Below are 22,266 nucleotides of genomic sequence, written 5' to 3' on the forward strand. Positions count from 1 at the left end.
AAATGTTAAATAGGAGGACCGGGAATTTATTTTTGGCGTTATTTTTTGCTTTTATGGGAAGCTTTATTTTTGCTCAGAACAGAGGAAAGGTAGGGCAATTCAGAAAGCCCAGCGCAGCTACTTTAAGAGCGGGTGCTTTTATAGACGTAAATACTCCCGCCTATCCTGAGTCCGGTTATAGCATTACGCAGTTGGTAAAAGATGTTCTTATATCGGGAGGAGGATGTGCCAGTGCTAATGTGAGTAACGTTGTTGTTTCTCCTAATTTGCAGCCGAGTAATCAGAACCGAAGCTGGGGATTTTTTAATAAAGCAGGAACTAATTTTCCATTCAATAGAGGAATTATCCTTTCTACAGGGTATGCGAATAAAGCAGGAAACTCTTTTCTTGGCGATCTGAGTGATGATCTTGCAACAGGAGGGGATATGGATTTGGCCACTGCCCTGAATATTGATAATACTTTTCTTACAAATGCTACCTATATAGAATTCGACTTTGTAGCTGTTTCTTCAGAAGTTACCTTTAAATATTTATTTGCATCCAAGGAATATCAGCAGACATTTCCATGTAATATTACAGATGGTTTCGCCTTACTACTGAAAAAAGTAGGAGATCCTACTTATACCAATATGGCGGTACTTCCCGGAGGAGCTGGACCCGTGAGTGTAACCAATATTCACCCAGCGATTTTTCCTACTTGTGGTCCTAAAAATGAAGCCTATTATGGCGGAACAAATACAGCTCAGATAGAAACCAACTTTAACGGCCGTACAATTCCTTTGACTGCAAAGGCGGCTGTAATTCCGGGGCAGACCTATCATTTTAAAATGGTCTTGGCAGATTTTCAGGATCCTAATTTCGATTCGGCAGTGTTTTTAGAAGCCGGATCATTTGATATCGGAGTAAAGATTCTAGGCCCTGGAGGAGTACAGCTTCCGGCTTCTGTGAATATGTGTGATAATGCACCACAGACCTTTACGGCATCTGTTCAGGAACCTAATGTAACCTATCAGTGGTTCTTGAATAATAACCCTATTCCTGGAGCAGATGATCCAAGTTATACAGCAACTCAGCCTGGTGTGTATACCGTTAAGGTATATATTCTGGGAAGCTCTTGCCCGGGAGAGGCTACAATTACTGTTGTGGGTGGAACTTCTCCTACCGTACAAAATTCTACACTCACAGCCTGTTATACAGCAGGAAATGCTACGTTTAATTTACCACTAGCACAGCCCTCAATAAGCACAACACCAGGAGCTGTTTTTTCATATTACGCCACGCAGACAGATGCTAATGCAGGGAATGCCAATACAATTCCTACTCCTGCAGCCTATGCTAGCCCTGGCGGACAAACGGTCTATGTAAGAGTGGCAAATGGATTTTGTGCTAAAGTTGCGGAACTGCAATTGATAAAAGCTCCGCAGATGACTGTATCTATTGTACCTCCAATCCCTTTAACTTGTACCAATTCCCAGATTACGCTGGATGCTACGGCTTCAGTTTATCCTTCAGGAGCTACATTCAATTGGGTGACGACAGGAGGAAACATTGTTTCAGGCGGAAATACACTGAATCCTGTTATCAATGCACCCGGAACATATACATTAACTATATCACAAGTTTATCAACCCGGAAATATTAGCTGTACGGCAGTTGGAAATGTGGTGGTTACCGGAAACAGTGCGCCGCCAAATCCATTACTTACAGCCACTAAGGTTAAAATATGTAAAGGAGAGTCTGTCACATTAACCGCTTCAGGAGGAGCTACCTACAATTGGGGTGGTGGTCTCCCAGGAAACGGAAATACACAGGTGGTATCACCTACAGTTACTACTACTTATACAGTGACTGCAGTGGGTTCCAATGGATGTGTATCCCCAAATCCGGCTACTTTAACCATTGAAGTTTCAGAGCCGTTTACAGCACAAAATGCAATCCTGCATAAGTGTTATCAACCTGGGTTGACTTTTAACCTTACAGAGGCTCAGGGTCAGATCACCAGCGCTGCGGGAGTTACATTTACCTATTATGTAAATCAAACCGATGCCAATGCAGCCAATGGTAATTTTATCACAGGTGCTACAGCCTATACGCCTCTTTCGGCTAACCAGACAATTTATGTATTGGTGAGCAACGGAGGATGTAGCTATGTAGTTTCTCTTCAATTGCTGAGAACTGCTGAAACAACATTAACAATTGCTAACCCACCAACTGTTACCTGTACAACACCTCAGGTTACCCTTAATGCTTCCACTTCTGTAGTACCAACAGGTTCTACAATTGCTTGGACTACAGTGGGAGGAAATATCGTGTCAGGAGCCAATACACTTACGCCTGTTGTAAGTGCCGGAGGTACATATACATTAACAGTTACTAATATTTCACAACCAGGAAACTTAAGCTGTCCTTATACGGCAACGGTTACGGTAACGCAAGATACAACAGCACCTGTTGCGGCACTTGTATCATCACAGCCTCGTATATGTATTGGAGAGTCTGTAACATTAACGGCTTCAGGAGGAACAACCTATCAATGGGGGAATGGTCTTACTGGAACCGGAAATACTCAGGTAGTATCACCAACGCTTACCACAGTTTATACAGTGTATGCAGTAGGAGCTAATGGGTGTGTTTCTACCACCCCTGCAACGGTTACTGTTCAGGTAGGACCACCTATTGCAGGATTATCAGCTTCAAAATTAAAAATATGTGCCGGAGAATCGGTAACCCTTACTGCTACCGGAGGATTTACCTATAATTGGGTTGGTCTTACAGGAAATGGTAACACCCAGGTGGTGACCCCTACAGTTACTACTATCTATTCTGTATATGCATTGGGTGGAAATGGTTGTAGCTCTGTGAAAGCTGCTGAGGTAACTATTGATGTAGTTCCTGCCATAGTTTCTACATTGGAAAATGTGTATGTATGTGCCGGAGATAATGGAACCTTGGATGCGGGAGCTGGACCTAATTATACCTATCTATGGAATACAGGAGCAACGACCCGAACAATAACAACAAATGTGGCCGGTACCTATTCTGTAACTATTAGTAATGGAGTTTGTTCTAAAGTGTTTACGGCGCAGTTGGTTAATCCTGATCTTCCTCAGTTTACGAATGTGGTTCATGAAAAAACTACTCTCATCCTTACAGCAAGTAATCCGACTGGAGGAACTTTGGAATATTCTATTGATGGAGGGTTGACATGGCAGAGCTCAAACGTGTTTACCGGTATTTTAAATAATACAACCTATCATTTAATGGTAAGAGTGAAAAACGCTAAGTGCGGTACTTCGTTAGATTACTTCACATTTGTACTTAACAATGCCATTACTCCTAACATGGATGGGATTAATGATACCATAGATTTTACCGGGATCAGCGGGTATAAAGATTTTTCAGCGTCAATCTTTGATAGGTATGGAGCAGAAGTTTTCAAGGCTTCAAAAGGAGATGTGATTTGGAGAGGATCATTAAAAGGAATCAACCTGCCAACCGGTACTTATTGGTATCAAGTTCAGTGGGAAAATCCGGCAAATAAGAAATTAGAACAACGCTCAGGATGGATACTTTTGAAAAATAGAAACTAAATCCTTTGATAAATAGAAAATAATTAACAAAACCTTTCAGAAACGAAAGGTTTTGTTTTTTTTTAATAATAAAGGCTAATCATCTTTGTGATTTATTTCAGGAAAGATATAAATTTGATAAAATAGGTTTTAGTGTTTATTATCATTTATTTACAGGGGTTGATTAATGAAAAATTGATTACAGGATGTGATGTTTTTATTCTTTTTGTTATAAAAAATATAAATATGTGTATGGTATATTTAAAAAAAAATTAAATTTGTTGAAACAAAAATATTATGAGAAGACATCTACCGCTTTGTTTATTTTTTTTAGTCATTTCGACTTTTTTATTTTCACAAACCCAATATCCCAGAAAGCCAGTAAGGGAGCAAAGTACTGCTCAATCCAGAAGAGCAGGAGCCTTTATTGATGTGAATGCCGCAGGGTATTTGGAAACCAATTTCACTATTGAAAAACTAGTAAAAGATGTATTAATCTCATCAGGAACTAATACCTGCGTAACCCCCAATGTAACGAATGTAAAAATTACACCTAACCACGCCGTAGGTGAAGCTGATAGAGCTTGGGGATATTTTCATAAAGCAACCACTAATTTCCCTTTCAAGGATGGAATCATACTTACTACAGGATTTGCAAGAAGAGCCGGTAATAATTTTGAAGGAGGTCTTAGTGATGTCAATGGAGGTGGGTCTGATGCTGACTTGGCACAGATTATTGGTGTAGTGGAAAACAGACTCAATGATGCGGTACTTTTGGAGTTCGATTTTGTACCTACCACTTCCCAGATTAAATTCAACTACCTAATAGCATCTGAAGAATACACAGGTTCATTCCCTTGTACCTTTGCAGATGCCTTTGCTATATTACTGAAACCTACCTCAGGTGGACCTTACGTAAATATGGCTGTATTACCGGGAGGAGCAGGACCAGTGAGTATTACCAATATTCACCCTGCAATTGGATCAAGCTGTGGGGCTGTTAATGCCCAGTATTTTGGTGGATACAATACAACGAACGTTGAAACGAATTTTAACGGAAGAACAGTTCCGCTTACAGCTGTTGCGGATGTAGTGGCAGGACAGCAATATCATTTTAAAATGGTAATTGCCGATTATAGTGACCATAGCTATGATACTGCCGTATTCTTGGAAGGAGGATCTTTCAATATTGGAGTAGATCTATTAGGTCCTGGAGGCGCAAAATTACCTTCTGATATTAATGTGTGTGATAATGTACCTCAGGTAATTACGGCTTCTGTAAGTGATCCTAACTTAATTTACCAATGGTATTACAATGGTGCTCTAGTACCAAATGCTACTACCAATACAATTACAGCGTTGCAACCAGGAACTTACACCATTGAGGTGAGTGTACCAGGAAACCCATGTCCAGGGAAAGCTTCAATTGAAATTCATGGAGGAACAACTCCACAGGCGAACGATGCAACATTGCTGCTTTGTACTACTCCGGATATTACGACCTTTGATTTAAGTACAATCAAGCCGTCTATCAGTCCAACTCCTGGTGCCATTTTCAAATTTTATGAACAACAGGCAGACGCTGTTGCACAAAATAATAATTACATCCAAAATATCTTGAATTACAACGGTAATGATGGTCAGATTTTGTATGTAGTGGTTTCAAATGGTGGCTTCTGTAGCAAGATGGTTGAATTGAAACTTTTAAAAGAAGCAACGCCAACAACAAAGGTGAAAGCTTCAAGTATAAAAGTATGCCCTGGTGAAACGGTAACACTTACTGCAGAAGGTGGAGATACGTATTTGTGGAGTAACTTCCCGGGAACAGGCAATATGCAGGATGTTACTTTATATCAAAGTACCACATTTACAGTATATGCCATTGGAGCAAAAGGATGTAAATCTCTGAACCCGGCAACCATAAGAATAGAAGTAACTCCTGAAATCACGACACCTTTAACAGACGTTGAAATGTGTGTTGGAGATCAGGTTACTCTTGATGCCGGAGCAGGTCCTAACTATAAATATCTATGGAGTACGGGAGCAACCACTCAAAAAATTAACGTAAATCAGTGGGGAATTTATACTGTTGAGATTGATAACGGATTCTGTAAAAAGAGTTTTCCTGTTCAAGTAATGGGAGCTGCAACCCCTTATGTAATTGGATTAGACTACGAGAGTACGAAAAAGACATTGACAGTGATGGCAGAAAACCCACCAATGAACAATACCCCAAGTAGTCTTGAATATTCTATTGATACCGGAATTACATGGCAGCAGTCCAATACATTTACAGGTCTTTTAGATAATACAAACTATACGATTCTGGTAAGAAGAGTGGGAACTCATTGTGTAGGAACCTTTGAATTCTTTACATTACAGATTAATAATATCATTACCCCTAATGATGACGGTATTAATGATGTATTGGATCTGAAAGCTCTTGGTCAGTTTAAAAACTTCACAGGATCTATTTATGACAGATATGGAGTGGAAATGTTCAAGTTTTCAAAAGAAAATCCAACGTGGAATGGAACAGTAGCAGGTAAAAGATTACCTTCTGCAACCTATTGGTATAAGTTCAATTTTGAATATCCAAAATCAAAAACTCAGATGAACTGGTCCGGATGGATCATGTTGAAAAACAGAGAATAAAAAAGTAAAGCCTTTCAAGTGAAAGGCTTTCTTTATAAAATTACCATTAAAAAAAGCTCCTGATAAAGGAGCTTTTTTGTTACATTTCTATTGGTTTTCTTTCCAAAGATTTGCAAAATGAATGAAATCAGATACGCTGAGTTCTTCTGCTCTTTTGTCTAGAAATTCGTGACCTTTTAAAGCCTCGGGAATCATTAAGGACTTCAATGCATTAGAAAGTTTTTTTCTTCTCTGGTTGAATCCTGTTTTTACAATTTGCTTAAAGAGAATTTCATTGCCTGCCAAGCCCTCCTTAGGATTTCTTGTTAGTCTGATAACACCAGACTTTACCTTTGGTGGCGGATTGAATACATTCTCATGAACAGTAAACATATAAGATACGTCGTAGTAAGCCTGGATAAGAACCGTAAGAATACCGTAATCTTTAGTTCTGGGTACTGCGGCTGTTCTTTGCGCAACCTCTTTCTGGAACATTCCTACCATTTCAGGAATCAGCTTGTAGTGATCCACAATCTGGAATAATATCTGCGATGAAATATTATACGGGAAATTACCAATAATGGCAATCTGTTCATCCTTGATAAAATTAAAATCCTGTTTCAAAAAATCTCCTACGAAGGTACTTTCCGTAACCTTAGAATAGTTGTTTTTTAGATATTCGATGGATTCAGTATCAATTTCTGCAAGGTAAATGGTTTGATCCTTTTCAAGAAGATATTTGGTAAGAACCCCCATTCCGGGACCTACTTCCATAATATTATTATAGTTCTCAAAACTAAGACCTTCTACGATTTTTCTTGCGATATTTTCATCTGTCAGGAAGTGCTGGCCAAGATGTTTTTTTGCTTTTACACTCAAAGTTTTTTATGATTTTATTAACAATGATTTTCTTTATTTCGTCCCAAATTTCGGAAGATTTTTTCTATTTTAGCCAAAAATTTTAATATTAATGGCTAAATCTGTAGATGAATTTAATAAGAAAAGGCTTCGGTCCAGCAATATTACAGTAGTGATAAGTATTGCCTTAGTGTTATTTTTGTTGGGATTAATGGGACTTATTTTAATCAATGCCCAGAAATATTCCGACTATATCAAGGAGCAATTGGTGGTGAACGCCTACTTTGATGAAAACTATGATGCTAAAGACTCTGTGAAAATTGCAAAACTAGAGGAGGAAACTTTTAAAAAAGTACAGACCTTAGCTCCTGTAAAAAAAGCGACCTATATTTCAAGAAGTATGGCTGCCAAGGAAGCCAAAAAAAGTATGGGAATTGATAGTGATGCCTTGTTTGAGGAAAATATTTTCCCTTCATCCATAGAAGTTGCTTTAAAACCTGAATATGTAGATCCGGCAAAAATTGATGAAGCAATCAAGGTGATCAAATCTGTTCCAGGGATTATTGATGTTAAAAACGATAGTACCCTAATGGTAGATGTTTACAACAACCTGAGTAGGATCTTAAAGTGGATTCTTGGATTTTCAGTGTTGTTTTTAGTATTGGCTGTTGTATTGATTAACAACTCAATTCGTCTGAAAATATTCTCCAAGAGATTTATTATTAAAACCATGCAGCTGGTAGGGGCAAAAAGAAGATTTATCCTTAAGCCGTTTATCATTGAAGCAATTATTTTAGGTACCATTGGTTCTGTGATTGGTCTTCTTGCATTAGGTGGTGTCTGGTATTATTTCACAAGCCAGATTGGCTCAGCTTTCGTACAGGACAACAATCAGTACTTCTGGTTAGTTATCTTAGTATTAGGAGTAGGAATCTTTATTTCCGTCTTAAGTACTATTTTCGCTACATGGAGATTCTTAAAATCAAACGTTGACGATTTATATTACTCTTAAAAATGAGCAAAAAAATAAATAAACTTTCCGCTTCAGATTTCGGAAACGAAGCAGAAACAACACAAGAAAATGCGTTCTATTTTGGACAGCAGAATTTCAAATGGATGTTGATAGGATTAGCATTTATTGTTGTTGGATTTCTCCTGATGATGGGACCGGATGCTAATACTGTAGATGGTAAATTTGATCCAAATTCATGGAATGACGATATTTTCTCCATCAGAAGAATCAGAATAGCACCGCTGTTTATTGTGATAGGTTTCGCAATAGAAGTATACGCTATTTTAAAAAGAAAATAAATACAAGTTATATTTAGAGATTAAGAGATTAGGAAATTTAGAATACATATTCTGAAGATCCGAATCTCTTAATCTTTTAATTTTTTAAAGATTATGGATTTAATCAAAGCAATTATTATTGCCATTGTGGAGGGTTTAACAGAATATCTTCCAATTTCTTCTACAGCACACATGGGATTTACAGCAAATCTTATGGGGCTGGAAGAAACAGAATTTTTAAAGATGTTTCAGGTTTCCATTCAGTTTGGAGCAATCTTATCCGTTGTTGTTGCCTACTGGAAAAAGTTTTTCGATTTAAATAATATCCAGTTTTACTTTAAGTTAGCCTTTGCGGTAGTTCCTGCATTGGTGTTGGGATATTTATTCGATGATAAAATTGAAGCTGTTCTTGGAAATCAAATTGCTATTTCTTCAGTTTTAGTACTGGGTGGTGTCGTATTACTATTTGCCGACAAATGGTTTAAGAATCCTAAAATTGATGACGAAAAAGGAATTACAATAAGAAAAGCTATAACCATAGGATTTTGGCAATGTCTTGCAATGATGCCGGGAACAAGCCGTAGTGCAGCATCCATTATTGGTGGGATGACACAGGGGCTTACCAGAAAAGCAGCTGCAGAATTTTCCTTTTTCCTTGCTGTTCCTACCATGCTGGCTGTAACTGTATACTCTGTTTTTGTGAAAACATGGGGAAAGGAAACTGCCAACCCACAGAAAGGATATGAAATGATTATGGCTTCACAGGATCACATTATGATCTTTGTAATAGGAAATGTAGTCGCATTTATTGTTGCACTTATTGCGATCAAGGCTTTCATTGGTGTACTTAATAAATATGGTTTCAAACCTTGGGGCTGGTACCGTATTTTTGTTGGAATAGCTTTACTAATCTATTTTTATTTCTTTAAATAAAACATTCATTATATCCATTCATGACTGCTGAAGAACTGAAATCAGGACATATATTTTTATTGGATAAGCCTTTGGACTGGACTTCTTTCCAGGCTGTCAATAAAATGAAATATAAACTTAAAAGGGAATTTGATCTTCCCAAAAAATTCAAGATCGGGCATGCCGGAACTCTAGATCCAAGAGCAACAGGTCTTCTGATCGTATGCTGTGGAAAATTCACTAAAAAGATCCCTGAAATTCAGGATGCTCCTAAAGAATATTGGACAGAAATCAAAATAGGAGTACAGACAGAGTCCTATGATACTGAAAAACCGGAAATTCTTCATCAGGATATTTCACATATCACCGAAGATCAGGTAAAGGAAACTTTGGAAAAGTTTGTGGGTGAAATTGAACAGAAACCACCCATTTATTCTGCAATAAAGATTGATGGTGAAAGAGCCTATAATCTGGCAAGGGCAGGAGAGGAAGTGGAGATGAAGTCCAGAAAGACAACAATTCACTATCTTAAAGATATTACAATAGATTTTCCTTTGATAAGTTTTACCGTAGGCTGTTCAAAGGGAACCTACATCAGAAGTCTGGCTCATGATATTGGGCAGGAACTGAGAGTAGGAGCCTATCTGACCCAATTGAGACGAACAAAAATTGGCGATTACAAGATTGAAGATGCTACAGATCAGTTTTTAAACAATGATTTTAGATTTCTGGAATCATGAAAATGAAACAACCTTCTCTCTTATTAGTAGTTACATTTTTTTAGTATTTTCTCAAGATACAGAAACTGGAAAGGCAAAAATGGATTTTATTTCAATCCATCCCGAAATGTTGGCTTTATTTAATATTAATAATAAGATTGAGGCTGGTAATTCGCAATACATTGAACCCCAATCAACATGAGGTAAATCCACAGCTATAGGAGGATGTAATTTTCTTCCTAACTTTGTCATAGAAACCGAATTAAGCTATGGGTTACTATTTTCAGTAATAAAAATTATACCGTTTACGGGAAAAACTAATGGAAAAGACACGTATCAATAAATATTTATCAGAAGTAGGTTACTGTTCAAGAAGAGCAGCAGATAAACTGTTGGAAGAAGGCCGAATAAAAATTAACGGTAAAATTCCTGAACTGGGAACTAAGGTTTCTGATGATGACTTGGTGGAAGTAGACGGGAAACCCGTCAGAGAACCTCAGGATAAACCAGTTTATATTGCATTCAACAAACCTGTGGGGATTGTTTGTACTACAGATACTAAACGCGAAAAGAATAATATCGTAGATTATATTAACTATCCAAAAAGAATTTTTCCGATCGGGAGGCTAGATAAACCAAGTGAGGGGCTTATTCTTTTAACCAATGATGGTGACATTGTAAATAAAATTCTACGTGCCAGAAATAATCACGAAAAAGAATATCTGGTGCGTGTAGACAAGCCAATTACTCCGAAGTTTTTGGATAAAATGAGAAACGGAGTTCCTATCCTTGATACGGTGACCAAAAAATGTGAGGTAGAGAAGATTGATGAAATGAATTTCAGGATTATTCTTACCCAAGGACTCAACAGACAGATCCGTAGAATGTGCGAATATCTTGGCTACGAAGTAAAAAAGCTAAAGAGAATTCGTATTATGAATATGAAGTTGGATCTCCCGATAGGAAAATGGAGAGATCTTACAGATGAAGAACTTAATACTCTCAATGATTTGCTGGAAGATTCTAGCAAAACAATCGACTAAGACAAATAATAAACCTTTACGTTTTCACCTTCATACTTTCTAGTACAAACCACTGGAAATGTAACTAAATTGGTGTTGTTTGATGATTTTTCACGTATCAGTGTAATATATTTTATTTTTCAAAGAAATTATATTACATTTACAATAGACACAACTATAACCTGAAAATCATGAAATTAAAATTTAATACAGTTCTTTTGTTTGCTGTTTTAGCAATTTTTACCAATTGTCAAAATGATAACCACAATGGAGAACAACCCCATGACTCCTCCTTTTACATTGACTACAGAAGTTTAAATGGATTATCAGATGGAATCGCTGTAATAGAGCTAGATCCCGAAGCTCCAAATTTTGGAAATATTAGCAGCAAGCTAGAATTAGGCATTGGTGTTTTGCCCCATCACCTTTATTATAATAATAGTGCAAAAAAATTATATACAACTGCTTTGGGAGGCAGCTATCTCTATGAGGTGAAAACGGGAGTAGATCAAAATGGGCTGCCAAAATTAATGAATGCCACACCTATTGATACAGGTGAGAATACCGTAGGAGAAAATTTATTTTTCACCAATGACGGAAGATATTTCATGACCTTTATGGGAGGGGCAGGAGGTCCAAAAGATGGCAGTATTGGTGTTTTTAATGCCAATAATAATCAGCTTATCAAAACGATTAAAGCACCAATTCAAGACAATCCCAATAAGTTTATCATGTATCCGCATGGTATTTCAATTAATGAGGATAAAGGATTAATGATGGTAACTTCAACCATTCACCCGGATCTTACTACCGGAGTAGGAAATACCTGTACTTTATTAGATCTAAATACCTATGAAATAAAGGAAACGTATCAGGTAGCAGACTCACCAACAGATATGTCCGCTCCTGTTGAGACTTTACTATTACGCGGGAAATTTCCACAATATGCTCTTGCTACCACAATGCTTGGAGGTGATATCTGGATTGCTCCATACAATACTACAACCAAAAAGTATGATGCTTTTAGTAAAGTGTTTGACGGAAGCACACAAGGTTTAGGCTGGACGCTTGAAATGTATATTGATGATACAAACAAACTTTATGTGAGTTTTGCAGATCCCGGAAAAGTACTTGTCTTTGATTTAAGTAATCTTCCTCAATTAAAGCTGTTGAAGACTTTTAATGCAGACAAAGGAGCGCATCATATGGCTTTCTTTAAAACCAAATCAGGAAAAGAGGTAGTAGCTGTACAAAATAATTTACTCAATATACCTAACTTGAATTCCGGAACTATTAATATAATTGATATCAACACAGGGCAAAATTTAGGTACCGTTAATTTACGTACCCGATACGGAATACTTCCAGAATCAATTGAAGGAACCAATGGTCCCAGCAATTATATGCATCACTAAAACTTAAAACAGGACACCAAACCATAAGCTATTCCAAAAGATCAGATGTTTTTTGGAATAGCTTTTACGCAGACAAATTAATTTTTCAAATTCAAAGTTCTATTTGTAATCAAATTATTTTACATATAATTTCATCCTTTCCTCATATTCCGGTTTCAATTTTAGAAACTTCCAGATCTTTCTGTCATCTGGATAGGTGATTCTGTAGAATATTATTTTATCAGCAGAATACTTAAAATAAGGATGATCTTTCAGCCATTCTTCGGGAGCTTCAGTTAAAGAATATTTGGGGACTGCTGAAGTATCTAATGGTGCAATGGAGATTAACTTTTGGACCAGATCCTTATCAATATTATAAGTATCTAAAATCTGTTGCTTATTCACAAAACCTCTCAGTTTTTTTCTAAAACCAATAATTGAGCCTGCACTTTTTTCATCCAACCCAAATTCTATAAGTTGTTTAAAGGTAATCGTATTAAGATCTGTTTTTGAAAAATCTGTTTTTTCCTGTTTCACTTCCACAGGATTAAGCTTAATATAAGGTTTTAGTTCCTGGAATTTTTCTGTAGAAATAACAAAACATTTCTGTATATCCTCTAGGTTTTTAAAGCTTCCATGTAAATTTCTGTCACGGTAGTTCACAATTGTATTGGCCTGCTTTTCTGAAAATCCCAATTTTTTCCAGCCTTCAATATTTATACTATTCGGATCGAAAGATTGATATTGTATCTTTATTTTTTCAGAATACTTTATTCCGGAAGCCTGAAATTTTTTAGGAGTTTTTAAAGGTAACAGCAGATAAGGCTCCAGCTTGCTGTAGTTTTCCGGAGAAATAATAAAACATTCCTTAAACTTCTCTTTGCTGACAAAGCTTCCTCCCAGGTAATTTTTGTATTTTAAAATAGCTTCCGACTGCCGTTCACTGAATCCTATTTTTATCCAGTCACGAGAGGAAAATGCATCAGGATTAAATTTTCCGGAAACAGAAATTTCTTTCTTTTCAAAGTGACCAGAATAGTTGGGGTTATTTACTTTACCGGCATCAGGAAGAAGAATAAAGGACTCTAGTTCCTTAAATTTTTCCTCCGAAATTGCATAGCATTTTTTCAATTGTTCTTTGGAGATAAATGTTCCACCCACCACTTCCTTATATTTAAGAATAGTGATGGTCTGTTTTTCAGAAAATCCAAGCTTCTCCCATTGTTCCTGATCTAAAATATTCGGATCAAAATCTGATGTATTCTTAGGAATTGAAGATCCTGCAATAAACTTTATATCAGGTAAAGGATCTTTGTTTTTACGGGTGTATTTCTGGAATGCCAATAAGATAGCCAGTACAATAACCATAAAAGCCAATTTTTGGTAATAGTTTTTTCTCATCATATGGTAAACATATTGATAAAAACAAAACGGGGCAATGGTGAAAGGAGAACTGGTTAATTTTAGGATATAAAATATAGGTAATTCATTTAAAATTACACTTTTATATCCTTATTTTAGAATTGTTTAAAGGTGATCTGGACTAAAAAAATCAAAGAATATCCTTTTTTGAATGATTTGACTAAACAAATTATTCAGAATCTCTTTCTCCTAAAGATTCTTTCAATTTTAAAAGTTCAGCTTTTACAAATTCAAGACGATCAATAATGGTAATTGTTTCAGAAATTTTACTGTTGGTTGTTAAAGCAACACGCGCTCCATCCAGAGTATATCCTTTTTCTTTCACCAAATGGTAGATCATTTGCAGGTTTTTGATATCTTCAGGAGTGAAGTACCGATTTCCTTTTCTGTTTTTTTTAGGTTTAATGATAGGAAATTCCTGTTCCCAATACCGTATTAATGAAGTATTTACATCGAATGCTTTCGCCACTTCTCCTATAGAGTAATACAGTTTGTCAGGTAAGTTTATTTTCATTTTAATGACTCCTAAAGTTCAAAGATAAAAATTTTTTAAACCATCATCCAAATATATCTTTCAAAGTATTAGAAAGGATTTGGATTGAAATATTGAATTTTTTATTCATAATTATGTGAAAAAAACTCAATATTTGTTTTTTTTATGTAATTTCGTGAAACACAAAAACTTATTATGATATGAAACATTATTTCTTTATTCTAACATTGATGATTCCATTTTTAGGATTTTCACAGTGGACAAGAACCGAGCTTAGGTCTCAGAAAGTTAAAAAATCACAAGAAAAGTTAGAATTTGCAGGGCTTTATTCGCTGAATACAGATCAGCTTAAACAAGCCTTAAAAAATGCACCAGCACGTTTTTCAAATGACAAAGGAGTAGTCGTTACTCTTCCTGTGGCTAATGGAAGGCTGGAAAAATTCCAGGTTTGGGAGTTTTCCAATATGGCTCCGGAGTTACAGGCCAAGTTTCCCGATATTAAATCTTATGTAGGAACAGCGTTAGAAGATCCTACAGTATATTTAAGATTTAGTTTATCTCCGGTTGGGTTTTCTTCCATGATAACTCGTTCCGGTATTTCAGAATTTATTGAACCTTATACAGAGGACAGAACCGTTTATGCTGTTTTTGATTCTAATGCAAGAAGAGGACAGGATAAAGAGCCTTTTGAATGTTCTACTATTGAAAAGATAGAAAAGAATGCTGCGGAAAAAAAAAACGATGCTGCCAATAGAAGAACAGCGGGGTTTAATATTTTCAGAATGGCATTGTCTTGTACAGGAGAGTATGCACAATATCATTTGACCGCTGCAGGAACGCCTGCAACAGCTACAGATGATGTTAAGAAAGGAGTAATTCTTGCTGCAATGAACGCTACTCTAACAAGATTAAATGGTGTTTTCGAAAGAGAATTATCATTGCATTTTAATCTGATTGCCAATAATGATGCTCTTATATTTTTAAATGCAGCTTCAGATCCTTATCCAAATGGTGCAGGTCCGGATGCTGCCAATACAGGTATCACCTCTGTAGTTAGCGCTGCAAATTTTGACATGGGACATCTACTGGATAAAAAAAATGGTAATGGAGCAGCTTATCTGGATGCTTTATGCGGAACCCAGCCAGGAAGAGGATGGACGGCACATAATTTTCCTGAGGGAGATAAATTTGACATTGATTACGTAGCTCATGAAATGGGACATCAAATGGGAGCTAATCATACCTTTTCTTATTATTTAGATGGTAACGGAACATCAGAAGTAGAGCCTGGAGGAGGAAGTACGATCATGGCTTATACAGGAATTATGGGTGGAGTTTATGATATTCAGTTTAATTCTAATGATTATTACCATACCTATAATTTAACAGAAATTAAAAACAGAATAAACAATATAAGCTGTGGTACAACCACTCCTTTTGGAGTTCCTGCACCTACGGTGAATGCGGGCGCAGATTATACGATACCCAAATCAACAGCCTATATATTAAAAGGAAATACGGAAGACAACAACAATGCATCATATACTTATGTATGGGAGCAAATGGATGTTGCTACAAACTCCCAAACAGATCTGAATTCTCTTGCCTATATTGCAAAACCGTCTGGGCCTAACTTTAGATCTGTTCCTCCAACCAATACTCCTGTAAGATATCTACCTGATTTTAATAAAGTATTATCAGGAGCCTTATCAACCCGTTGGGAGTCTGTTTCAAGTGTGGCAAGAAACCTGAACTTTAGACTGACAGTAAGAAATAACAACCCGTTGGCACCGCAGACCAATAAGGATGAGATGATCGTATCGGTAAATGCCGGTGCAGGTCCCTTTCAGGTAACAGCTCCTACTTTTGGACAGTCTGTTAGTTCAGGAAATATGGTGAATGTAGCATGGGATGTAGCTAATACCAATCAGGCACCGATTAATACTGCAAATGTTAATATTAAATTATCTACGGACGGAGGTCAAACATTTACAGTGCTTGCAGCCAATACTCCAAATGATGGGAGTGAACAAGTTGCAATTCCTGCAGGATCAACTTCTGCAAATGCTTTTATTATGATAGAAGCGGTAGGAAATATTTATTATACTGTGAGCCCAAGTTTTGTTATTGATTATAGTGTTACCGGTGAAAACTGTACAACCTATACTTATAATGACGGAGCAATAGCAATTCCTGACGGACCAGGAGGATCAAATATATCTTCTCCTAGGGTAACAATCCCATTAATGGTCAACAATAATGGAACAATTACTAAAATCAAAGTTACGCCAGCAGTGACCCATCCAAATGTAAGCCATTTAGCTATAGGAATTGAAAGCCCTGTAGGAACTTCAGCACTTATCTGGAACAGGCAATGCTCTGGGAAATCAAATATTACAGCGACGTTCAGTGATGCGGGAACTGCTGTGTCTTGTGCTTCTTCTCCTATTCAAGGGGAAACTAAATCTCACGAATTGTTAAGTGTATTTAAAGGTCATAAAGCCCAAGGTCAGTGGAAATTATTTGCTTCAGATAATAACGCTGGTAGTGCTGGAACAATTACCGGCTGGTCTCTTGAAGTATGTACACAGGAAACACAAAATCTGGGAGCAAAAGAAGTTTCTTCTCCTTTAGCAGATGATATTAAGATTTATCCTAACCCAACTGATGGCAAATTCTTCATTAAATCTCAAAATATAAAAGGAGAATTGAAAGTAGTAATGTTTGACTCAAGTGGAAGATTAATTTATTCTTCAGCGTATCAAAGTGAGGGTAACAATACCAAAGAATTTAATGTAAATGTACCTAAAGGAGTATATGTAATTAGCATCAACTCTTCAAAAGGAATATATAACAGTAAACTGATTGTAAAATAATAATCATTAAATATTATAAAAAAGGATCGGCAGCTGTTGGTCCTTTTTTTATGTTGAAACTTGTTATTTGACTTTATTTATAGTACTTTTATGCATCGTTTAATCAATTACTTTCCTTATTAAAACATAGGATGAACTCTATTTCCGTTCTTCATATTGATCTTTTTCAGAGTGGTAAGAATCCTTCGGATTTTTATTTTAATACCATGAAAAACCACCTTGTTGTGGGACATAGACACATAGAAAGACCTCACAGGCACGATTTTTATGCTGCAGTTCTTTTTACAGACGGGAATGGTGTTCATGAAATTGATTTTCAAAAATATGACGTTTCAGAAGGGAGTCTTTTCTTTTTGTCACCGGGACAAATTCATAGTTGGGAGCTCTCCGCAGATATTGAAGGGTATATTTTCTTTTGTTCACAAGAGTTTTATGAAATGCATTACGTAAATCAGAAGCTGAGGAATTTCCCTTTCTTCGGATCTGTGTCTTTTCCAAGGAAACTTCAACTGAATGCTGTAGAATTGAAAGAAAACATTCATCTGTTTCAGGAGCTGGGAAAAGAACATCTTTCTAAAAATATCATGAAAAATGGTCTTATCTTGTCACTGATGTCACAGATCTTTATTCATGCGACACGATTGTTTTCAAGAGATTTTGATACATTGGCATCTACGGCGGGACTTTCTTATTTTAAACATTATCAGGATTTTGAAAACCTTGTAGAACAACATTTTACAGAACATAAATCAATAGCTTACTATGCAGATTTATTAGGGATTTCATCGAAACATTTGAACAGAATTGTACAGACGGTAGTTCAGAAAACAGCTACAGAAGTCATCACAGAAAGAGTAGTGCTGGAAGCTAAAAGAATGTTGATGTACCTGGATGAAAGTCTTGTTGAAATCGCTTTTAGATTAGGATATGAAGAATATTCCTACTTTGTAAGAGTCTTCCGGAAAAGTTCCGGAATGACCCCTACTCAGTTTATGAGGAAATATAAGGCTTAAGGTTTTAATGGTTAAAGTTTCTATCCGGTCTATAGTACTAATTTAAATGGCCCTTCAAAAGTAGTTTCAAACGAATCCACCAGTTTTCCCTGTTCGTCAAAAACACCAATGACCATATTTTGCTTAGAGAATTTAATCTTTTCTTCCGGGAAAGAGATATTGATATTTCCTTTCAGGATCTGATCTCCTTTCAAAATAATTTTTTCAGAACCAAAATAGGTAATCTCTGCATCTTCAGGACTAACGACTTTAATTGTCAATACCTTTTTCTCATTAGATTTATTCAGAAGAGTGTAGATAAAAGTATTGGTGATTTTACCATTTTTAATAAAGAATGTAGAGCCTGCAGGCTTAATGAACTTAGCTTCCATAGATCCACGGTCATACATTAAAAATCCAAGGAATCCTATCAGTAGAGCTAGAATTAATGTGGTAGCTTTCATTCTTGGCGTAAAACTGAATTTCTCACGATTTTCAATTTCAGCTTCCGTTGCGTATCGGATAAGACCTTTAGGCATCCCTACTTTTTCCATTACTTCATCGCAGGCATCAATACATGCGGTACAGTTAACGCATTCCAACTGCTGTCCGTGTCTGATATCAATTCCGGTAGGGCATACTACAACACATTGGTTACAATCAATACAATCTCCTTTTCCCGTCGCCTTTCTATCTTCATTATTTCTCCATTTTGAACGGTTTTCTCCTCTTTTAAAGTCATAATATACATTAATCGTCTGCTTGTCGATAAGTACCCCTTGAAGTCTTCCGTACGGGCAGACCAAAGTACAAACCTGCTCACGAAGCCATGCAAATACAAAATAGAATGTCATGGTAAAAAATATCATGGCTGTAAACTTAAGGGAATGTTCAGCCGGACCCTGCTGCATAATACGGAAAACGTCCTCATATCCTACAATGTACATAAACATGAAGTGAGAAATGATAAGTGAGATCAAAAGAAAAACAGACCATTTTGTCAATCTTTTTCTTATTTTTTCAGCATCCCATTCCTGTCTGTCCAGCTTCATCTGCTTGTTTCTATCTCCTTCGATCCAATATTCTATCTTACGGAATACCATCTCCATAAATAAAGTTTGCGGGCAAAGCCAGCCACAGAATATTCTTCCGAAAACCACAGTAAAAAGCATCACGAAGATTACTGACGTTACAGCTCCTAATGCAAGAATAAAAAAGTCCTGCAGATAAAAGGATTGTCCAAGGATAAAGAACCTCCCGTCAATAACATTAATGAGCAGAAAAGGATTATTGTTGATCTTTACAAAAGGCAATACAAAGAATAAAGCAAGTAAAGCATAGCTGGTGTAATTTCTGTAATTGGTATATTTACCTTTGGGTTTTCTGGGGAATATCCATTTTCTTTTTCCATTCTCATCCATTGTTCCCACTGAATTTCTGAAATCTTCATTTTCAATTTCCAAGGATTTGGTGTTGTTGGACTCTGCGCTCATTATCGTATGCTATAAAAGTATTTTGGTAATATTTTTCATCCAGATCAATATCTTTTTTACAACTGTTTCTATATGAAAAAAAAGTACTGATTCTGTTACTGCAAAGCTCAGAATTATATTAATAAACTACTAATATGATCTACTTCAAAAATAGTACAATTGGGACATTGATTATTTTGAAGATTAATGTTTCAAAATGAGAAAATATTTTTGAAACCCATTAGGCATGTCGTAAATTGCAGGTTTAAAAATGAAGTATGAAGAATATCTGTAAAATGGGACTGATTGGTTTGGTTTTCGCATTAGTAAACTGCCAATCAGTAAAAAGTAGTAAAATGTTTTATGGAGGAGTAAAACCGGAAATGGTTTCGGATAAGTTTAGCTTTACAGAAGGTCCATCAACGGATAAAGAGGGGAATGTCTATTTTACGGATCAGCCCAACGATAAAATCTATTATTGGGACTGGAAAACCAATAAGGTAATAGAATTTTTAAACAAAACAGGACGTGCCAACGGAACCCATTTTGATAAGGATGATTTTCTGATTACCTGTTCGGATGATCAGGGAGAAATCTGGAAAATATCAAAGGATAAAAAAGTAGAAGTTTTGTTCAAAGGCTTTGAGGGGAAAAGACTAAACGGTCCCAATGATGTTTGGAATGATTCCTTTGGTGGAATGTATTTTACAGATCCTTTATATGAGAGGGATTATTGGGTAGATTTTAAGCAGGAGACCCCAAACAAAAGTCTCTATTACAGAAATAAAGATAGTAAAATTACTAAGCTTGAAACATTCACACAACCCAATGGAATTGTAGGAAGTGAAACCCTGAAAAAATTATATGTATCCGATATTGATGCCGGAAAAACTTACGTTTATGATATTATAGGAGAAGGAAAGCTATCGGAGAAAAAACTATTCTGTGAAATGGGTTCAGATGGAATGACCCTGGATAAACACGGAAACCTTTATTTAACCGGAGATGGAGTGCATGTTTTTAATCGTTTCGGAAAGAAGATCTATCATATTTCTATTCCTGAAAAATGGACCTCTAATGTCACTTTCGGAGGAGAAAAGAACGATATTTTATTCATCACTGCTTCAAAGTCTGTTTATACTTTTCCGACTAAAGTAAGAGGAGTGAAGTAAATAGGTAGAAACATCAATCACAAAAGCCACAAAAATGTTTAAACACTTTTGTGGCTTTTGTGATTGATATAGGTGTTGTTACAATTCTAATAAGCAACTTCCATTTTTATTTTCTTGCCTTTCAGTTTTTCATTCTGAAGCTTTCTCAAAAGAGCGTTCACCTTATTTCTGGAAACGGCAACATATGAGGTAGTATCTTTCACTTCGATAACGCCAACATCTTCTTTCTGTAGTTCTCCCTTTTTAAGCAGGTACCCTACAATGTCAACCTTATTTACCTTATCTTTTTTTCCGGCACTGATATAAATGGTTTGAAAAGGTGTTTTCTCAGGAGCTTTATTGAACCCTGCAACACTTTCTTCAGGTGTATTGTTTTTAATGAATGGGAAATTTTCTTCCGCAGTCATGATCAGGTAAGCAAAACCTTTTGCATTCATTCTGGCTGTACGTCCATTTCTATGGATGAAAGCATCTTCTTTGGGTGGCAGTTGATAATGAACTATGGATTCAACTTCAGGAACATCTAAACCTCTTGATGCCAGATCTGTTGTAATTAAAATCCTTGCAGAATCATTTCTGAATTTCAGTAAGGCACGCTCTCTTTCGTCTTGCTCCATTCCGCCATGAAATGTTTCTCTATCAATTCCTTTTTCACGTAGAAGTTCAGAGATCCTGTCAACGGCTTCACGATGATTACAGAAAATCAGTGTTCTTTTGTTTCCTATTTTACAGATCAAATTAAAAAGAGTGTCCAGTTTCTCTTCAGAAATAGTCATTACTTTTCGCAATTGAATATCTGGTTTTACTTCACTTAATTTTAAAAAATCAACAAGTTTTTCATTTTTTAAGCCGGTAAACTTTGGAATTTCATCCATCGTTGTTGCAGAAGTTAGAATGCGTTGCGACAAACCTTTCAGAGAGTTAGAAATGTATTCCATATCTTCATGGAAACCTAATTCTAAAGCCTTATCGAATTCGTCTAAAACTAAAGTCTGAATCGTTTTCGGATCAAAGTTATTATTTCTTAAATGATATACAACCCTCCCAGGAGTTCCTATTAAAACTGCAGGAGCTTCTATTAGATTATTAACCTCAATCTTTTTATCATGTCCACCATAACAAACAGAAACCTTAAAGTCTGATCCCATGGCTTTGAAAACCTGTTCAATCTGTAAGGCTAGCTCTCTTGCAGGGACTAAAATTAAAGCCTGGATTCCTGAGGCATCTTTTTTCAGATTTCTAAGAACAGGAAATAAAAAAGCAAGTGTTTTTCCTGAACCGGTAGGAGAGAGCAGGACAACGTCTTGTTGGTTTTCTGTAGCTTTATAGGTAGATTTCTGCATTTGATTCATATCCTGAATCTGCAGTTTTTGATAGATTGATTGTAGTTCCATGGTGCAAAGATAATGATTTTAGGCGGTAGGTTGCAGGATGGAAGTGG

The 22,266-nt window shown here is 36.3% G+C and carries 16 protein-coding genes; 11 read left to right on the forward strand and 5 right to left on the reverse strand.

What is annotated here, in order from left to right; all coding sequences use genetic code 11:
• Positions 1-2: 2 nt before the first annotated feature.
• Positions 3-3,590 (forward strand): choice-of-anchor L domain-containing protein, encoded by a 3,588-nt coding sequence (locus tag SCA31_RS02840; RefSeq protein WP_410695345.1) that lies wholly within the window; start codon positions 3-5, stop codon positions 3,588-3,590.
• A gap of 276 nt (positions 3,591-3,866) precedes the next feature.
• Entirely contained in the window at positions 3,867-6,224 is a 2,358-nt protein-coding gene (locus SCA31_RS02845) for a choice-of-anchor L domain-containing protein (RefSeq protein ID WP_410695346.1), read from the forward strand.
• A gap of 87 nt (positions 6,225-6,311) precedes the next feature.
• Here SCA31_RS02845 and rsmA read toward each other — a convergent pair whose 3' ends face one another.
• On the reverse strand, positions 6,312-7,082 hold the full coding sequence (gene rsmA / locus SCA31_RS02850; RefSeq protein ID WP_410695347.1) for a 16S rRNA (adenine(1518)-N(6)/adenine(1519)-N(6))-dimethyltransferase RsmA: 771 nt from the start codon (positions 7,080-7,082) through the stop codon (positions 6,312-6,314).
• Between the two features lie 91 nt (positions 7,083-7,173).
• On the opposite strand from rsmA, the gene SCA31_RS02855 reads away from it, so the two are divergent.
• The 6 genes from SCA31_RS02855 (at position 7,174) to SCA31_RS02880 (ending at position 12,419) form a co-directional block, all read left to right on the forward strand.
• On the forward strand, positions 7,174-8,073 hold the full coding sequence (locus tag SCA31_RS02855; protein WP_410695348.1) for a cell division protein FtsX: 900 nt from the start codon (positions 7,174-7,176) through the stop codon (positions 8,071-8,073).
• Between the two features lie 2 nt (positions 8,074-8,075).
• Positions 8,076-8,372, forward strand: a complete 297-nt coding sequence (locus tag SCA31_RS02860; protein WP_410695349.1) for a DUF3098 domain-containing protein — start codon at positions 8,076-8,078, stop codon at positions 8,370-8,372.
• Positions 8,373-8,465: 93 nt separating this feature from the next.
• Entirely contained in the window at positions 8,466-9,284 is an 819-nt protein-coding gene (locus SCA31_RS02865) for an undecaprenyl-diphosphate phosphatase (protein WP_410695350.1), read from the forward strand.
• A 20-nt stretch (positions 9,285-9,304) separates the two neighbouring features.
• Positions 9,305-10,003 (forward strand): tRNA pseudouridine(55) synthase TruB, encoded by a 699-nt coding sequence (truB, locus tag SCA31_RS02870; RefSeq protein WP_410695351.1) that lies wholly within the window; start codon positions 9,305-9,307, stop codon positions 10,001-10,003.
• A 299-nt stretch (positions 10,004-10,302) separates the two neighbouring features.
• Positions 10,303-11,025, forward strand: coding sequence for a 23S rRNA pseudouridine(2604) synthase RluF (rluF, locus tag SCA31_RS02875; protein WP_332560421.1), 723 nt, complete (start codon positions 10,303-10,305; stop codon positions 11,023-11,025).
• A 170-nt stretch (positions 11,026-11,195) separates the two neighbouring features.
• Positions 11,196-12,419, forward strand: a complete 1,224-nt coding sequence (locus tag SCA31_RS02880) for a hypothetical protein (RefSeq protein ID WP_410695352.1) — start codon at positions 11,196-11,198, stop codon at positions 12,417-12,419.
• A 114-nt stretch (positions 12,420-12,533) separates the two neighbouring features.
• Here SCA31_RS02880 and SCA31_RS02885 read toward each other — a convergent pair whose 3' ends face one another.
• On the reverse strand, positions 12,534-13,802 hold the full coding sequence (locus tag SCA31_RS02885) for a hypothetical protein (RefSeq protein WP_410695353.1): 1,269 nt from the start codon (positions 13,800-13,802) through the stop codon (positions 12,534-12,536).
• A 187-nt stretch (positions 13,803-13,989) separates the two neighbouring features.
• Entirely contained in the window at positions 13,990-14,334 is a 345-nt protein-coding gene (locus SCA31_RS02890; protein WP_076353881.1) for a MerR family transcriptional regulator, read from the reverse strand.
• A 179-nt stretch (positions 14,335-14,513) separates the two neighbouring features.
• Here SCA31_RS02890 and SCA31_RS02895 point away from each other — a divergent pair, with 179 nt between their 5' ends.
• Positions 14,514-17,189, forward strand: coding sequence for a reprolysin-like metallopeptidase (locus SCA31_RS02895; RefSeq protein WP_410695354.1), 2,676 nt, complete (start codon positions 14,514-14,516; stop codon positions 17,187-17,189).
• A gap of 131 nt (positions 17,190-17,320) precedes the next feature.
• On the forward strand, positions 17,321-18,202 hold the full coding sequence (locus SCA31_RS02900) for an AraC family transcriptional regulator (RefSeq protein ID WP_410695355.1): 882 nt from the start codon (positions 17,321-17,323) through the stop codon (positions 18,200-18,202).
• A 29-nt stretch (positions 18,203-18,231) separates the two neighbouring features.
• On the opposite strand, the gene ccoG is transcribed toward SCA31_RS02900, so the two are convergent.
• Positions 18,232-19,674 carry a cytochrome c oxidase accessory protein CcoG gene (gene ccoG, locus SCA31_RS02905; protein ID WP_410695356.1) on the reverse strand — a complete coding sequence of 481 codons (1,443 nt, stop codon included), beginning with the start codon at positions 19,672-19,674 and terminating at the stop codon, positions 18,232-18,234.
• 257 nt (positions 19,675-19,931) lie between these two features.
• Here ccoG and SCA31_RS02910 point away from each other — a divergent pair, with 257 nt between their 5' ends.
• Positions 19,932-20,825, forward strand: coding sequence for an SMP-30/gluconolactonase/LRE family protein (locus SCA31_RS02910; protein ID WP_410695357.1), 894 nt, complete (start codon positions 19,932-19,934; stop codon positions 20,823-20,825).
• 86 nt (positions 20,826-20,911) lie between these two features.
• On the opposite strand, the gene SCA31_RS02915 is transcribed toward SCA31_RS02910, so the two are convergent.
• Entirely contained in the window at positions 20,912-22,219 is a 1,308-nt protein-coding gene (locus SCA31_RS02915) for a DEAD/DEAH box helicase (RefSeq protein ID WP_410695358.1), read from the reverse strand.
• Between the last annotated feature and the right edge of the window lie 47 nt (positions 22,220-22,266).

The organism is Chryseobacterium sp. SIMBA_028 (assembly GCF_046535285.1).
Taxonomy (GTDB): domain Bacteria; phylum Bacteroidota; class Bacteroidia; order Flavobacteriales; family Weeksellaceae; genus Chryseobacterium.

Bases quoted from the DNA above. Each gene is read 5' to 3' on its own strand.
- ccoG (WP_410695356.1), bottom strand. From the start codon at position 19,674: ATGAGCGCAGAGTCCAACAACACCAAATCCTTGGAAATTGAAAATGAA.
- SCA31_RS02845 (WP_410695346.1), top strand. From the start codon at position 3,867: ATGAGAAGACATCTACCGCTTTGTTTATTTTTTTTAGTCATTTCGACT.
- SCA31_RS02860 (WP_410695349.1), top strand. From the start codon at position 8,076: ATGAGCAAAAAAATAAATAAACTTTCCGCTTCAGATTTCGGAAACGAA.
- SCA31_RS02910 (WP_410695357.1), top strand. From the start codon at position 19,932: ATGAAGAATATCTGTAAAATGGGACTGATTGGTTTGGTTTTCGCATTA.
- SCA31_RS02855 (WP_410695348.1), top strand. From the start codon at position 7,174: ATGGCTAAATCTGTAGATGAATTTAATAAGAAAAGGCTTCGGTCCAGC.
- SCA31_RS02880 (WP_410695352.1), top strand. From the start codon at position 11,196: ATGAAATTAAAATTTAATACAGTTCTTTTGTTTGCTGTTTTAGCAATT.
- rluF (WP_332560421.1), top strand. From the start codon at position 10,303: ATGGAAAAGACACGTATCAATAAATATTTATCAGAAGTAGGTTACTGT.
- SCA31_RS02900 (WP_410695355.1), top strand. From the start codon at position 17,321: ATGAACTCTATTTCCGTTCTTCATATTGATCTTTTTCAGAGTGGTAAG.
- SCA31_RS02885 (WP_410695353.1), bottom strand. From the start codon at position 13,802: ATGATGAGAAAAAACTATTACCAAAAATTGGCTTTTATGGTTATTGTA.
- truB (WP_410695351.1), top strand. From the start codon at position 9,305: ATGACTGCTGAAGAACTGAAATCAGGACATATATTTTTATTGGATAAG.
- SCA31_RS02890 (WP_076353881.1), bottom strand. From the start codon at position 14,334: ATGAAAATAAACTTACCTGACAAACTGTATTACTCTATAGGAGAAGTG.
- SCA31_RS02865 (WP_410695350.1), top strand. From the start codon at position 8,466: ATGGATTTAATCAAAGCAATTATTATTGCCATTGTGGAGGGTTTAACA.
- SCA31_RS02915 (WP_410695358.1), bottom strand. From the start codon at position 22,219: ATGGAACTACAATCAATCTATCAAAAACTGCAGATTCAGGATATGAAT.
- SCA31_RS02840 (WP_410695345.1), top strand. From the start codon at position 3: ATGTTAAATAGGAGGACCGGGAATTTATTTTTGGCGTTATTTTTTGCT.
- SCA31_RS02895 (WP_410695354.1), top strand. From the start codon at position 14,514: ATGAAACATTATTTCTTTATTCTAACATTGATGATTCCATTTTTAGGA.